Origin of the sequence: Salinimicrobium tongyeongense (genome assembly GCF_026109735.1) — a bacterium.
Taxonomy (GTDB): domain Bacteria; phylum Bacteroidota; class Bacteroidia; order Flavobacteriales; family Flavobacteriaceae; genus Salinimicrobium; species Salinimicrobium tongyeongense.
Genome location: NZ_CP069620.1, coordinates 1,791,592 through 1,804,372 on the forward strand (window position 1 = coordinate 1,791,592; position 12,781 = coordinate 1,804,372).

The following is a 12,781-nucleotide window of genomic DNA, read 5'->3' on the forward strand; positions in this document are numbered from 1 at the left end:
TGACTGAAAATAAAAAATGTAACTTTACGGGAAAGACTAAAAAAATGACCACGAACAGGGAGAATGGAAGTTTGTACACCAAGATTGTAAACGGGGTTGCTGCTCTTGAATTTGGGCACCCGGCAAGTAACTCTTTTCCCGGAGTGTTGTTAGAACGGCTTGAAAAGGAACTGCATAAACTGTCAGATGACGATGAGGTAAAGATCATTATTTTAAGAGCTGAAGGAGACAGGGCATTTTGTGCCGGGGCATCATTTGATGAGCTCTTGGCGGTAGAGAATATGCAGCAGGGGAAAGTGTTTTTTTCGGGATTTGCCAATGTGATCAATGCCATGCGCAGCTGTAAAAAGCTGATTATTGGCCGCATTCACGGAAAAACCGTGGGCGGCGGGGTAGGCCTGGCAGCAGCCTGCGATTATTGTTTTGCGACCGAACAGGCCGCTATAAAATTATCTGAACTAAGTATAGGAATAGGGCCTTTTGTCATTGCCCCGGCAATTGAGCGAAAAATGGGCGTAGCCGCCCTTGCCGAACTTAGCCTTGCGGCACACGAGTGGAAAAATGCTTATTGGGCAAAGGAGAAAGGCCTTTATGCCCGGGTTTTTGAAAACACAGCTGATATGGATAAGGAACTGGGTTTCTTTTCGGAGAAACTGGCTTCTTATAATCCTGATGCCCTTCTGGAAATGAAACAGGTGCTGTGGGAAGGGACCAAAAACTGGGATTCATTGCTTCAGGAACGTGCGGCAATTTCGGGAGAATTGGTCCTTTCGGAATTTACCAGGAATGCTTTATCAAAATTCAGGAAATAATATGGAGGTATTGCGAATTGTACTCTTTCAGGAGATAGAGAAGACCAAAGCTTTCCAGGTAGGCTATGAAATAGGTTATTTTGTAGGTTCTAATTTTTGGGAAGTAGTGACCGCAGCCGTGGTGATCTTGGCAGTAATTCTTTACCTTGCTTTCTTCAGAAAGAAAAAAAGCATCGGCTAAAAATGTCATTTTTGACACCTAAAACACGAGCAGTATGAGTTTTCAACAAGAGCATTTACCCAAAGATCAACCCGCCAGTGAAAGGGAGGGTTACGGATTTTCTTTAGAGCATTTCCTCGAAGACCAATGGATGTACCTGGTGGGCATCCTTATCGTATTGGGCATATTTTTCTACGCGAGGTACGCCTGGCGCAAAAGAAATGAACGCTAATGCAGGAAGATCTCCCCGTAAATGAAGAAACCTTTGACCTGCTCAGGTTTTTGAGCGGTTACGGCTGGTGGCTTATCATTGCCCTGCTGCTTGTGGCAGTGGTTTTATATAAAAAATTCAGGAAGTAGTTTTAGCGGGTCTTCAGCCAGCCCGTAATGCTGAGGCGTTCGGTTTTTACCGGTTTTACTTCGTGCTCCAGGATCTGGCTTTCAAAAATGACCATTCTGCCGGGAAAGGGATAAATGCTTTTGGAAATCTCCATTCCGTCCTCTTCGGTATAGATCACCAGTTCGCCGCCATATTCCGGTTGCCAGTCCTGCTCATTGAGGTAGCACACCATAGAGAGCTTGCGCCTGTCGTCATTCTGAAAAGTATCCAGGTGCCTTTTGTAGAAGGTGCCTTCGGGATATAAGGCGTAGTGGAATTCTTTGTGAAGAATACCCATATAACAGGTGCGGTTAAGGTAATCTACAAAATCTTTGATCTTCCTAAAAAAGGCTTTTTCGGCCTGCGCTGCTTCAGCTTCATTTAACCACAAAATAAAATCCCCGCGAATAGATTTTGCAATGATCTCATTGGTACGGTTTCCTATGGCAGCTTTTTTGAAGTTGTCTTCTTCATATTTGTGCAGTAAGGAATCGCGCAGCTCCAAAACTTCTTCGGGGCTGAAGAAATCTTCAACAATAGAGTAGTGCTGCTCTGAAAGATCTGAAATGATCTTTTCGTAAACCGGGTTTTCTATAATCTCCAATGTCATTTTTTTAGGCGTGCAAATGTACGCCTGAATTTGTCAATTTTTGAACAGTCTCCAAAGCAAAGATTTATAATTTTTTGGTCTTAATAGTTAAATTTCGGCTGGCCAAGCTCTATCTTTGCACAAAACCTGAGTATGGCAACAATTCGCATCACCAAGCAATTTTCTTTTGAGACAGGCCACGCGCTTTTTGGCTATGACGGCAAGTGCAAAAATGTGCACGGGCATAGCTATAAACTGGGGGTAACGGTTCAGGGAGAGCCCATAGAAGATGAAGATAATGTGAAGCTGGGAATGGTCATTGATTTTGGTGACCTCAAGAAAATAGTGAAGCAGGAGATTGTTGATAAGTTTGACCACGCCACTGTTTTTAACAAGAACACGCCCCACATTGAGCTGGCTGAAGAGCTGCAAAAGAGAGGCCACAACATTATTCTTGTGGAATACCAGCCCACCAGCGAGAATATGATCCAGGATTTTGCTGAAAGAATAAAGCGCCGCCTGCCAGGGCATATCAAACTTTTCTCCCTGAAGTTACAGGAGACCGAGACTTCTTATGCCGAATGGTTTGCTTCAGATAACCCTTAGGGCTTTTCGTTTTTCATCCCCGAATATCCGAAGATAAAATTATTGGCCCGCCCCAGTTCTTCTGGTAAGATCACATGGCCGGCATCGGGGAAAATTTGCAGCTCTACCTGTGCGTTTTTATTTCTTAGAATATCTGCGGTTTGCTGCACCCTTTCGGCAGGTACATGCGCATCGGGGTCACTGGTGCCCAGGTAGACCGGCGTGCCTTCAAAATTGGTAAGGTAATTCCCGGTGTTGATGTCTTTGCCTATAAGTCCGCCAATTATCCCAATGACGCCGCCATACCTTTTGGCATTTCGTGTTACATACTCAAGGGTGAGGCAGGCGCCCTGTGAAAATCCGAAGAAATAAATATCTTCTGAAGCTATTCCTTCCTCGTTTAGCTCCCGTTCCAAGAGCTGCAGCATCTCTATGGCCGAATCGAGCCAGGGCTGATTTTGTTGTACCGGGGCCATAAAAGAAAGCGGATACCAGCTGTTGTTATAAGCTTGCGGGGCCACCAGCGCAAAGTCTTCTATTTTAAGATGATCGGCCACCGCCAGGATGTCTTCGGCAAACCCGCCCCGGCCATGAACCATGATGAGTGCCTTTTTTGCATCTTTTAGAGGAGTTCCGTTATACTTAAAATCTTTTTGATGTAACATGTTTAAAATTTTGAAGGGTTTAGGTTTACCGGTTTTACGGCTTTTTCTATGAGTTCCCGGCGCGATTCATATTGCGGCGGAAGTTTAAGCTCCTGCCCCAGCTTGTCATGTGCTTCATCTATGGCAAAACCGGGTTCGGCTGTAGCCACTTCAAATAGTACGCCGCCGGGCTCCCTGAAATAAATGGATTCAAAATATTGTCGATCTAACACCGGCGTGGGATTATAACCCGAACTGGCCAGCTTCTCCCTAACTTTTAACTGACTTTCTTTATTTGCCGTTGAAAAGGCCAGGTGGTGTACCGTGCCGCCGCCGCCAAGACCCCTCAGCGCATCGGGCCGGCACAGAATGTCTACGTAATTTCCCGGTGCGTTTGTAGCCGCAAAGCGAAAGCGGTTGCCTTTTTCGGCAATTAATTTGTGGTCAAGGCCTTCCTGCAGCAAACCTGCCGTGCGTTCGTAGCCTTCCTGCCATATTTCTACACTGTAAAATCCGCGGATGGAATGCTCCAGCGGAATTTGCCCGTAAGTAAACCCCGGCCGCTGGTCGCGTTCATTAAAGACCAGTTCGAGCCCCAGGCCGTCGGGATCTTCAAAATAAATCACCGCTTCGCCGTCAAACCTGTCTTGTGCAGGTTTAAAATTAATATTGAATTTCTTCAGGCGCTCTTCCCAAAAAAGAAGGGAATTTGCAGGCACCGAAAAGGTGGTGACGTTGAGCATGCCTTTTCCATGGCGGCCTCTCTGGATTCCTTCATAAGGAAAGAAGGTCATAATAGATCCCGGTTTGCCCTGCTCATCGCCGTAATAAAAGTGGTAAACATCGGGCGCGTCAAAATTTACTGTTTTCTTGACCATGCGCAGGCCCAAGATTCCTGTGTAAAAATCGAGGTTCTTTTGGGGTTCGCCCGCAAGTGCAGTGACATGATGTATTCCGGTAATCAACTGGTCCATATTATCTGTTTCTTTTAAAGATACCTTTATTTCCTAAAATGCCCAAGCAGAGCATGGGGGGATGGCATTTTTTCTGAAGATTTTAACTTCGGAAATTTTAAAACTATCTTTACCGGCAAATCTTTAGCATGCAGATACCCGAGGGGAAGAAGATCTATTTTGCCAGTGACAACCACCTGGGAGCACCAACGGCCGAAGAAAGCCGCCCGCGTGAAGAGAGGTTCGTGGCCTGGCTGGAGCACGTAAGCAAAGATGCTGCGGCAATATTTCTCCTGGGAGATTTGTTCGATTTCTGGTTTGAGTACAAACACGTGGTTCCAAAAGGTTTTGTTCGAACTTTGGGAAAACTCGCCCAGTTGAGGGACAGGGGTATTCCCGTTTACTTTCTTGTAGGCAACCACGATTTGTGGATGGATGATTATTTTGAAAAAGAACTCGATATTCCGGTATATAGAAAGCCTAAGGAGTTTGTTTTCAATGACAGGAAGTTCCTTATTGGCCACGGCGACGGGCTGGGGCCGGGAGACAAAGGCTACAAGCGCATGAAAAAGGTGTTTACCAACCCGCTTTCCAAATGGCTGTACAGGTGGCTGCACCCAGATTTGGGCGTGCCTTTGGCCCAGTATTTTTCGGTGAAGAACAAGGCCATCTCGGGAGAAGAGGATGTGAAGTTCCTGGGAGAAGAGAAAGAATGGCTCATCCAGTACTGCCGCCGAAAGCTGGAAACACAACATTACGATTACTTTATTTTTGGACACCGCCATTTGCCGCTAGACATAAAGCTTCAGGAGCACTCAACCTACATGAACCTGGGTGACTGGATCAATTTCTACACTTACGGCGTCTTTGACGGCCAAGAACTTCAGCTTAAAGAGTGGTAACGCTTAAGAGCCAGGAAACAGGAGCCAAGATTTTTGGTAAAAGCAGGGAAAAAAACTTTAGGGAGCTGCAGAAAAACTTTTTCCGGCGCATTCAGCCATTTTAAAAAGAGTTCGCGGTTTTTAACTTTTTGCCTCGACTCCTGCCTTTCGTAGCACATAATAATTTCGTCTTTTAGGCGGTCAAAAATGCCATTTTTGACAGCTGTTTTTCCGCAGTGGTAAAACTGAAAAACCTGCAATCGTTTTCGAGGCTAAAATGTTGATTTCTTTCAATATGCAAATGATATTTGTCATGCTACAGGGCTTTTTATAGAGGTATCTTTAGGTGATATAAATCAGGAAATATGTCCAGCAGTTTCCGCAATTTTTAAAGCCATGAAAAATATCCTAATCCCCTTCGATTTTTCTGAAGTATCTAAAAATGCTTTAGATTATGCTGTGAAATTTGCAGATAAGGATCCCTTAATTAATTTATTCCTACTGAACATTACTGAAGAAGGCGCTGATGTTAATGCTGTACGTGAAGATTTCAAAAAAGTCATTAAAAAATACAAAAAACCGCTTTCTCCTGAGATCTATACACTGGTACAAACGGGAGAGCTGGTCTCTTCTATAATTCAGCTTCAAAAAGAGCTAAAAGTAGACATCATTATGATGGGAACCAGAGGTGCCAATCTCGAAGAAGAGAATGTGGCCACCACTACATCCCGTCTTGTTCATGAAGCCGACCTTCCGGTACTGGTGATCCCGGAAAAATATAAAAAGTTCAGGCTTGAGAGTATTATCCTTTCTTTAGGCAACGAAAAGATAGCCGACAGGTCCCCTTTATATGTATTGCTCGATGTTTCCCGCAAACACAAGGCGCAGGTGCATGTTTTGACCATTCAGCAACATGAAATGGCCATGGGCTACACCGAAGATGACGAGAGCAACGAAACCACCCTCAATTATTTTCTTGAAATGTTCTATTCTCACCACACCTTCCACGAAAGTGAAGACATTGAGCAGGGAATTTTGAACTATATCAAGAAGAACGACATGGATATGCTTGCCATTATGCCAAAAACCCACTTACCGGGGGAAGAAGCATCTCCGGGCCGTCTCACAAGACTGCTCACTTTACATTCTAATGTTCCTTTACTGGTGCTCGATTAGGCAATGCTGGAATGCCATTTTACGCTCCTGAATAGAACTTAAATTTTTATTGCCGCCATATAACATGGCAACATTTATAACCACTCAATATTTAGATCATGAAAAATGTTTTAGAAAGACCTCAAGCCACAAACCTCGATAAATACGGGTTGAAAAACTGTAGAGTTAACTGGAACCTTCCCGGCGAAGAACTTCAGGAAATCACAGTACGAAAAGGAATGGGTACTGAGACTGAAAACGGCACCCTTAGTGTCAATACAGGTACTTTTACAGGCAGATCTCCACAAGACCGCTTCCTGGTAAAAGACGATTACACCAAAGACAAAGTGTGGTGGGGAAATATCAATAAGCCTTTATCTTCAGAAAACTTTGGTTTACTCTACGATAAAGTGACCAAATACCTCTCTGGCAAAGAAGTATACGTACATGACGGTTATGTGTGTTCACATCCCGACTACAGAATGAACGTGCGCACCATTGCCGAGTACCCATGGTCTGCCTTTTTTGTAAAAAATATGTTTTTACGCCTTAGCGAAGAAGAACTTCAGGATTTTACTGAAGAATGGCTGGTAGTTTGTGCACCGGGTTATGTTGAAACCGAACCTGCCAAATACGGCCTGCGCCAGGGGAACTTCAGTATTCTTGACTTTACCCGAAAAATTGCACTGGTAGGAGGTTCTGCCTATACAGGGGAAATGAAAAAAGGTATTTTCTCTGCCCTTAACCTCATTCTTCCCATAGAAAAAGATGTATTGCCCATGCACTGTTCTGCCAACGTGGGTAAAGAGGGAGATACTTCCATTTTCTTCGGACTTTCAGGAACAGGAAAAACCACACTTTCTGCCGATCCCGATCGTAAACTCATTGGAGATGATGAGCACGGCTGGACTTCAGAAGATGTGATCTTCAACTTTGAAGGCGGTTGTTACGCCAAAGTAATTGGCCTTACCGAAGAATCTGAACCAGATATCTACCGCGCGATAAAACCGGGAGCTTTACTTGAAAACGTGATCTTCAAAAAAGGCACTAAAGAAGTAGACTTTTTTGATGCCAGCATCACTCAGAATACCAGGGTGAGTTACCCCATAGATCACATTGCCGATATACAGTCACCATCTTACGCCAAAAACCCAAAGAATATTTTCTTCCTTACCTGTGATGCGTTTGGGGTACTGCCTCCGGTTTCAAAATTAACCCCGGGGCAGGCAGCATACCACTTCATTTCGGGGTATACAGCAAAAGTAGCCGGAACAGAAGCCGGAATTACTGAACCTGTACCTTCATTCTCAGCCTGTTTTGGTGCGCCTTTCATGCCGTTGCACCCAACTGTTTATGCTGAAATGTTAAGCACCAAGATGAAAGAAGCCGGGGTGAACGTCTGGCTTGTGAATACAGGATGGAGCGGTGGCCCATTTGGAGTAGGATCAAGGATCAAACTGAAATATACCCGTGCCATGATCACTTCTATCCTTAAAGGTGAACTTGAAAACGTAGAATTTGAAATGCACCCAATATTTGGTCTTTATATGCCGAAATATTGTCCTAATGTGCCTATCGAAATGCTGAACCCAATCAATACCTGGCTGCAAAAAGGAGCCTATATTCAAAAGTCGATCCAGCTGGCACATTCTTTCCACCTCAACTTTGAGAAATTCTCTGCTGAGGCGTCTGAACAGATTATCAATGGAGGTCCGCTAATTGACGAGCACCACCACATGGAAGCAGAATTTTAACCAGAGCTTTTCTAACCACGAAAAGGCCGTCTTAGATTGTCAAGACGGCCTTTTTAATTGCAAAAACTTTGACCAAAAATAAGGGAGCCGTAAAGGCTCCCTTGCTTGTTAAAAATGAAATATGACTTCTACTTTTTTGCCAGTCTAGATCTGTTGTACTCGTAGTTCATCCTGGCTATATTGAGAACAGAAATACCTTCGGGGCATTCTACCTCACAGGCTTCGGTATTGGTGCAGTGGCCAAAACCTTCTTCTTCCATCTGGTTCACCATGCTCACCACCCTGGTTGAGGTCTCCTTATCTCCCTGCGGCAGTTGCGCCAGGTGAGAGATCTTGGCACTGGTAAAGAGGGCAGCACTCGAATTTTTGCAACTGGCCACACAGGCACCGCAGCCAATACAGGCAGCGGCATCAAAAGCAGATTCTGCTTCTTCAAAAGTTACGGGGATAGAATTTGCTTCGGGCGCCTGGCCGGTATCTACCGAAACATATCCGCCGGCAGCAATGATATGGTCCAGCGCCGATCTGTTCACTTTAAGGTCTCTCACCACAGGGAAAGCCGAAGCTTTGAACGGCTCTACATAAATAGTGTCCCCGTCATTGAAGGACCTCATGTGTAACTGGCAGGTGGTGGTGTTCTTTAAGGGGCCGTGGGCAATACCATTGATCATCACCCCGCATTGCCCGCAGATGCCCTCGCGGCAATCATGGTCAAATTCTACCGGTAACTCCCCCTGTTTTATTAATTTTATATTGAGGGTATCCAGCATTTCGAGGAATGACATATCCCGGCTTACATCGTCCAGGTGATATTCTTTAAATTCTCCTTTGCTCTGGCAGTCACGTTGACGCCATATATTTAATTTGATCTTCATAACTTTCTATTTATAACTTCTCACCGTTGGTTTTACGGTATCAAAGACCAGGGGTTCAGGGTTTAAAATGGGTTGAGATGCGTTGCCGGTCCATTCCCAGGCTGCCGAATAGCAGAAATTCTCATCATCTCTTCTGGCTTCGCCGTCTTCAGTCTGAAATTCGGCCCTAAAATGGGCACCGCAAGATTCTTCCCGGTGCAGGGCATCAATACACATAAGCTCTGCCAGCTCCATATAATCTGAAACCCGGCCTGCTTTTTCAAGCTCGCTGTTCACTTCTTCGGCACTTCCGGGCACCAGGAGGTTGGTCTTGTATTCCTCCCTTAATTTCCTGATGTTCTCTATGGCCTTTTCCAAACCTTCTTTGGTGCGAAGAAGGCCGCATTTGTCATAGAGTTCTTTTCCGAGCTCTTTATGGAATTCTTCCGCAGTTTTTTTGCCCTTGCAGTTCAAGAAAGCCTGCATTTGCTCTTTAACCAGCTTTTCACTTTGCTCAAAAGCAGAGTGGTTCACCTCTATCTTCGGAATTTTTATTTGATCGGCTAAATAATTCTGAAGGGTATAGGGCAGAATGAAATAGCCGTCTACACAGGCCTGTAACAGGGAGTTTGCTCCCAGCCTGTTGGCACCATGATCTGAAAAATTAGCTTCTCCAATGGCAAAAAGTCCGGGTACCGAGGTCATGAGTTCATAATCTACCCACAACCCACCCATTGAAAAATGGGCAGCAGGGGAGATCTTCATAGGTTCCTTATAAGCATCAATTCCCGTGATCTTTTTATACATGGTGAACAGGTTGCCATAGCGTTCGGCGATCACGTCTTTTCCGTATTCTTTAATAGCTCTGGAAAAGTCGAGGTAAACGGCATTTTTGAGAGGTCCAACGCCTTTGCCCAGGTCTATTTGTTCTTTGGCAGCTCTCGAAGATATGTCTCTTGGCGCCAGGTTTCCAAAGGAAGGATATTTTCTTTCAAGATAGTAATCGCGTTCTTCTTCGGGAATATCTCCGGGGGCGCGGGTTTCATTTTTATCTTTTGGAACCCAGATGCGGCCGTCATTCCGAAGGGATTCGCTCATCAGCGTTAATTTAGACTGATGCTCGCCACTTTGGGGAAGGCTGGTGGGGTGAATCTGGGTCCAGCTGGGATTGGCCATGTAGGCACCTTTTTTGTGCGCGCGCCAAATAGCCGAAGCATTACAGCCCATGGCCAAGGTAGAGAGGTAGTAGATCTTGCCAAAGCCGCCCGTTGCCAGCACCACAGTATGTGCGCCATGGCGTTCAATCTCGCCGGTGTCCAGGTTTCGTGCGATAATTCCGCGGGCCCTGCCTTCAATGATCACCACATCGAGCATTTCGTGGCGGGCATAAAGCTTTACCTTCCCGGCATGTTGCTGTCTCAAGAGGGCCTGATAAGATCCCAGGAGGAGCTGTTGTCCCGTTTGTCCACGGGCATAAAAGGTTCGGGATACCTGCACGCCACCAAAAGAGCGGTTTCTAAGATAGCCGCCGTATTCCCGGCCAAAAGGTACTCCCTGGGCCACAGCCTGGTCTATGAGATTCGCAGAACATTCGGCCAGGCGGTAGGTGTTGGCCTCACGTGAGCGGAAGTCGCCTCCTTTTAAGGTATCATAAAACATACGGTAAACGCTGTCTCCGTCATTCTTATAATTTTTTGCGGCATTCACCCCGCCCTGTGCGGCAACAGAGTGTGCCCTTCTTGGGGAATCCTGGAAGCAGAAGCTTTTTACATTGTATCCCATTTCGGCCAGAGATGCGGCCGCAGAAGCACCTGCCAGCCCGGTGCCTACTACAATTACGTCCAGTTTTTTACGATTGTTAGGGCTTACAAGACGGGCTTTTGCTTTATAGTTGTTCCATTTTTCGGCTAAAGGGCCTTCAGGAATTGGGGCTTTTAAGGTCTTGCTCATGATTGTAAATTAAAATAGAGGAATAGTGGTATAATGATGTATCCTATGGTAATAATAATGGCAAAGGATTTTCCCACTACTTTTATGATTCGGTTATAAACGGGGTGGTAAATTCCCATTGTTCTGTGTGCACTAAAGACCCCGTGTAAAAGGTGGTAACCCAAAGCCAGTATGGCCAAAATGTACAGCACAACATACCAGAGTTGCTCAAAAGCAACCACCACAATGGTGTAGAGGTCTTTGTTCCCGTTCATGTCTACCGGAAGTTCCCCAAATTTATACTGGTACCAGAAATCTTTAAAGTGAATCACCAGGAACACAAATATGATGACGCCAAGGGCCATCATATTTCGGGAATACCAGGTGCTTCCCCTGCCCCGGCGGTCATACGAATAGGAGCTGCCATTGGCTTTTTTTCTTTTAAAGGAAAGGTAGATGGCATCTATGCTGTGCAGCAGGATACACAGGTACAAAACGTAAGACACAAGTTTTATAACTATGTTGCCGCCCAGTAAATGGCTGTAGGAGTTGTACTGAAGCTGTGCTTCTTCGGCGGGCAACAGTAACTGTAGATTACCCAGGAGATGAATGATCAAAAAGAATGACAGGAACAATCCTGTTATTGCCATCAGGTTTTTCCGGGTAATGGAGTTTTTTATGAATATCATTATGAAGTGAAATTTCGGTCAGTAAAAAAAAAGAAAGGGAGCAAACTGCTTCAGGGTTTCGCCTGAAGCAGCAGGCTCTTTTCTCAGTTTCCAATCTTTTAAAGATCAGAATAATCAATATGCCATCTCAAAAAAGGCTTTTTCAAGCTCCTCTCTGTGGTCGGGATGGGCTATAGAAATAAGTGCTTTGGCGCGTTCTTTAAGGTTTTTTCCGAAGAGGTTAACCACGCCATATTCGGTAGCCACATAATGTACGTGCGCCCTGGTGGTGGTCACCCCGGCACCTACCTTTAGGGATGGAACTATCTTGGAAATCCCTTTGTTGGTCACAGAAGGCATTGCAAAAATGGCTTTTCCGCCTTCCGACAAAGAAGCACCGCGGATAAAATCCATCTGGCCGCCTACCCCCGAAAAATGGTATTTTCCAATGGTGTCTGCACAAATCTGCCCGGTAAGGTCAATCTCTATGGCCGAGTTGATGGCGGTTACTTTAGGATTCTGGCGAATAATTGCTGAATCGTTGGTATAAGCAGCTTCCTTAAAATGCACTACCGGGTTGTCGTCAATAAAGTCGTACAAATTCTGACTTCCGGCTGAAAAACAGGTCACGATCTTTCCGGTCTTGATCTTTTTTTCTTCACCGGTAATGATTCCTTTTTCAATGAGCGGTAAAACCCCGTCTGAAAATAATTCGGTATGAATTCCGAGGCGTTTGTGGTTCATCAGTTTCGAAAGCACCACGTTCGGAATTCCGCCTATGCCCATTTGCAGCGTAGCACCATCATCTACAAGCCCGGCCACGTATTCACCAACTTTTTGCTCAATAGCCGAAGGAGCGGTGATATCGTGAATATGTATAGGCTGGTCTACTTCAATGGCCGCATGTATCTGGCTTACGTGAATGATACCATCTCCATGAGTGCGCGGCACCCGCGGATTCACCTGCGCGATCACCTTCTTTGCAGTCTGTACTGCAGGTAAAGCGATGTCTACAGACACCCCCAGGGAGCAATAGCCATGCTCATCTGGCGGGGAGACCTGTACAAAAGCAACATCAAGCGGAAGAATATTTCTTCGGAAGAGCAGGTGGATCTCACTCAGGAAGATAGGGATGTAAGCACCTATACTTGAATTCACTGCCTGTCTTACATTTCCCGCCACAAAGCAGCTGTTGGTCCTGAAAGATTCGTTGTAAGGAGGCTGCGTGTAAGGTGCAGGCCCTTCGGTATGGATGTGAATAAACTCCACATCCTTTAATTCACTGTAGCGTTCAGTAAGGGTCTCTATGAGTTTATTTGGGGTCATTGCGGCACCGTGCAAAAAGACCCTGTCTCCCGATTTTACGTGAGATACTGCTTCCTGCGGCGAAACTATGTTAAGAGAATTTCTCATAATGC

Annotated in this window: 15 protein-coding genes; 8 read left to right on the forward strand and 7 right to left on the reverse strand. The window is 45.5% G+C overall.

Going from position 1 to position 12,781, the window contains the following annotated elements; all coding sequences use genetic code 11:
• Positions 1 to 44: 44 nt before the first annotated feature.
• From JRG66_RS07915 to JRG66_RS07930, 4 genes are read left to right on the forward strand one after another with little or no spacing between them, the layout of a single operon-like run.
• Entirely contained in the window at positions 45 to 812 is a 768-nt protein-coding gene (locus tag JRG66_RS07915) for an enoyl-CoA hydratase/isomerase family protein (protein ID WP_265162227.1), read from the forward strand.
• A gap of 1 nt (position 813) precedes the next feature.
• On the forward strand, positions 814 to 993 hold the full coding sequence (locus tag JRG66_RS07920) for a hypothetical protein (protein WP_265162228.1): 180 nt from the start codon (positions 814 to 816) through the stop codon (positions 991 to 993).
• A gap of 34 nt (positions 994 to 1,027) precedes the next feature.
• The gene (locus tag JRG66_RS07925) at positions 1,028 to 1,204 is read left to right on the forward strand and encodes a hypothetical protein (protein ID WP_265162229.1); all 177 of its coding nucleotides are present in this window, start codon (positions 1,028 to 1,030) and stop codon (positions 1,202 to 1,204) included.
• Entirely contained in the window at positions 1,204 to 1,332 is a 129-nt protein-coding gene (locus JRG66_RS07930) for a hypothetical protein (RefSeq protein WP_265162230.1), read from the forward strand. Before JRG66_RS07925 ends, JRG66_RS07930 begins: the two co-directional genes overlap by 1 nt.
• Before the next feature lie 2 nt (positions 1,333 to 1,334).
• On the opposite strand, the gene JRG66_RS07935 is transcribed toward JRG66_RS07930, so the two are convergent.
• Complete coding sequence (locus tag JRG66_RS07935; protein ID WP_265162231.1) at positions 1,335 to 1,961, reverse strand: 2OG-Fe(II) oxygenase; 627 nt, start codon at positions 1,959 to 1,961, stop codon at positions 1,335 to 1,337.
• 132 nt (positions 1,962 to 2,093) lie between these two features.
• On the opposite strand from JRG66_RS07935, the gene queD reads away from it, so the two are divergent.
• Positions 2,094 to 2,546, forward strand: coding sequence for a 6-carboxytetrahydropterin synthase QueD (gene queD, locus JRG66_RS07940; protein WP_265162232.1), 453 nt, complete (start codon positions 2,094 to 2,096; stop codon positions 2,544 to 2,546).
• On the opposite strand, the gene JRG66_RS07945 is transcribed toward queD, so the two are convergent.
• Entirely contained in the window at positions 2,543 to 3,190 is a 648-nt protein-coding gene (locus tag JRG66_RS07945) for an alpha/beta hydrolase (protein ID WP_265162233.1), read from the reverse strand. The two genes, queD and JRG66_RS07945, sit on opposite strands and share 4 nt — an antisense overlap.
• Before the next feature lie 2 nt (positions 3,191 to 3,192).
• Entirely contained in the window at positions 3,193 to 4,143 is a 951-nt protein-coding gene (locus tag JRG66_RS07950; protein ID WP_265162234.1) for a ring-cleaving dioxygenase, read from the reverse strand.
• A 128-nt stretch (positions 4,144 to 4,271) separates the two neighbouring features.
• On the opposite strand from JRG66_RS07950, the gene JRG66_RS07955 reads away from it, so the two are divergent.
• From JRG66_RS07955 to pckA, 3 genes are all read left to right on the forward strand, one after another.
• Complete coding sequence (locus JRG66_RS07955) at positions 4,272 to 5,024, forward strand: UDP-2,3-diacylglucosamine diphosphatase (protein ID WP_265162235.1); 753 nt, start codon at positions 4,272 to 4,274, stop codon at positions 5,022 to 5,024.
• A 375-nt stretch (positions 5,025 to 5,399) separates the two neighbouring features.
• Complete coding sequence (locus tag JRG66_RS07960) at positions 5,400 to 6,179, forward strand: universal stress protein (RefSeq protein ID WP_265162236.1); 780 nt, start codon at positions 5,400 to 5,402, stop codon at positions 6,177 to 6,179.
• A gap of 98 nt (positions 6,180 to 6,277) precedes the next feature.
• A complete protein-coding gene (pckA, locus tag JRG66_RS07965) occupies positions 6,278 to 7,912 on the forward strand; it encodes a phosphoenolpyruvate carboxykinase (ATP) (RefSeq protein WP_265162237.1) in 1,635 nt (544 codons plus the stop codon).
• A gap of 128 nt (positions 7,913 to 8,040) precedes the next feature.
• On the opposite strand, the gene JRG66_RS07970 is transcribed toward pckA, so the two are convergent.
• The 4 genes from JRG66_RS07970 to JRG66_RS07985 form a co-directional block, all read right to left on the reverse strand.
• A complete protein-coding gene (locus JRG66_RS07970; RefSeq protein WP_265162238.1) occupies positions 8,041 to 8,787 on the reverse strand; it encodes a succinate dehydrogenase/fumarate reductase iron-sulfur subunit in 747 nt (248 codons plus the stop codon).
• Positions 8,788 to 8,793: 6 nt separating this feature from the next.
• Positions 8,794 to 10,716 carry a fumarate reductase/succinate dehydrogenase flavoprotein subunit gene (locus JRG66_RS07975; protein ID WP_265162239.1) on the reverse strand — a complete coding sequence of 641 codons (1,923 nt, stop codon included), beginning with the start codon at positions 10,714 to 10,716 and terminating at the stop codon, positions 8,794 to 8,796.
• On the reverse strand, positions 10,713 to 11,384 hold the full coding sequence (locus JRG66_RS07980) for a succinate dehydrogenase cytochrome b subunit (RefSeq protein ID WP_265162240.1): 672 nt from the start codon (positions 11,382 to 11,384) through the stop codon (positions 10,713 to 10,715). Before JRG66_RS07980 ends, JRG66_RS07975 begins: the two co-directional genes overlap by 4 nt.
• Before the next feature lie 114 nt (positions 11,385 to 11,498).
• Positions 11,499 to 12,776 (reverse strand): acetyl-CoA hydrolase/transferase family protein, encoded by a 1,278-nt coding sequence (locus JRG66_RS07985; RefSeq protein WP_265162241.1) that lies wholly within the window; start codon positions 12,774 to 12,776, stop codon positions 11,499 to 11,501.
• Positions 12,777 to 12,781 lie beyond the last annotated feature (5 nt).

Bases quoted from the DNA above. Each gene is read 5' to 3' on its own strand.
- JRG66_RS07915 (WP_265162227.1), top strand. From the start codon at position 45: ATGACCACGAACAGGGAGAATGGAAGTTTGTACACCAAGATTGTAAAC.
- JRG66_RS07920 (WP_265162228.1), top strand. From the start codon at position 814: ATGGAGGTATTGCGAATTGTACTCTTTCAGGAGATAGAGAAGACCAAA.
- JRG66_RS07925 (WP_265162229.1), top strand. From the start codon at position 1,028: ATGAGTTTTCAACAAGAGCATTTACCCAAAGATCAACCCGCCAGTGAA.
- JRG66_RS07930 (WP_265162230.1), top strand. From the start codon at position 1,204: ATGCAGGAAGATCTCCCCGTAAATGAAGAAACCTTTGACCTGCTCAGG.
- JRG66_RS07935 (WP_265162231.1), bottom strand. From the start codon at position 1,961: ATGACATTGGAGATTATAGAAAACCCGGTTTACGAAAAGATCATTTCA.
- queD (WP_265162232.1), top strand. From the start codon at position 2,094: ATGGCAACAATTCGCATCACCAAGCAATTTTCTTTTGAGACAGGCCAC.
- JRG66_RS07945 (WP_265162233.1), bottom strand. From the start codon at position 3,190: ATGTTACATCAAAAAGATTTTAAGTATAACGGAACTCCTCTAAAAGAT.
- JRG66_RS07950 (WP_265162234.1), bottom strand. From the start codon at position 4,143: ATGGACCAGTTGATTACCGGAATACATCATGTCACTGCACTTGCGGGC.
- JRG66_RS07955 (WP_265162235.1), top strand. From the start codon at position 4,272: ATGCAGATACCCGAGGGGAAGAAGATCTATTTTGCCAGTGACAACCAC.
- JRG66_RS07960 (WP_265162236.1), top strand. From the start codon at position 5,400: ATGAAAAATATCCTAATCCCCTTCGATTTTTCTGAAGTATCTAAAAAT.
- pckA (WP_265162237.1), top strand. From the start codon at position 6,278: ATGAAAAATGTTTTAGAAAGACCTCAAGCCACAAACCTCGATAAATAC.
- JRG66_RS07970 (WP_265162238.1), bottom strand. From the start codon at position 8,787: ATGAAGATCAAATTAAATATATGGCGTCAACGTGACTGCCAGAGCAAA.
- JRG66_RS07975 (WP_265162239.1), bottom strand. From the start codon at position 10,716: ATGAGCAAGACCTTAAAAGCCCCAATTCCTGAAGGCCCTTTAGCCGAA.
- JRG66_RS07980 (WP_265162240.1), bottom strand. From the start codon at position 11,384: ATGATATTCATAAAAAACTCCATTACCCGGAAAAACCTGATGGCAATA.
- JRG66_RS07985 (WP_265162241.1), bottom strand. From the start codon at position 12,776: ATGAGAAATTCTCTTAACATAGTTTCGCCGCAGGAAGCAGTATCTCAC.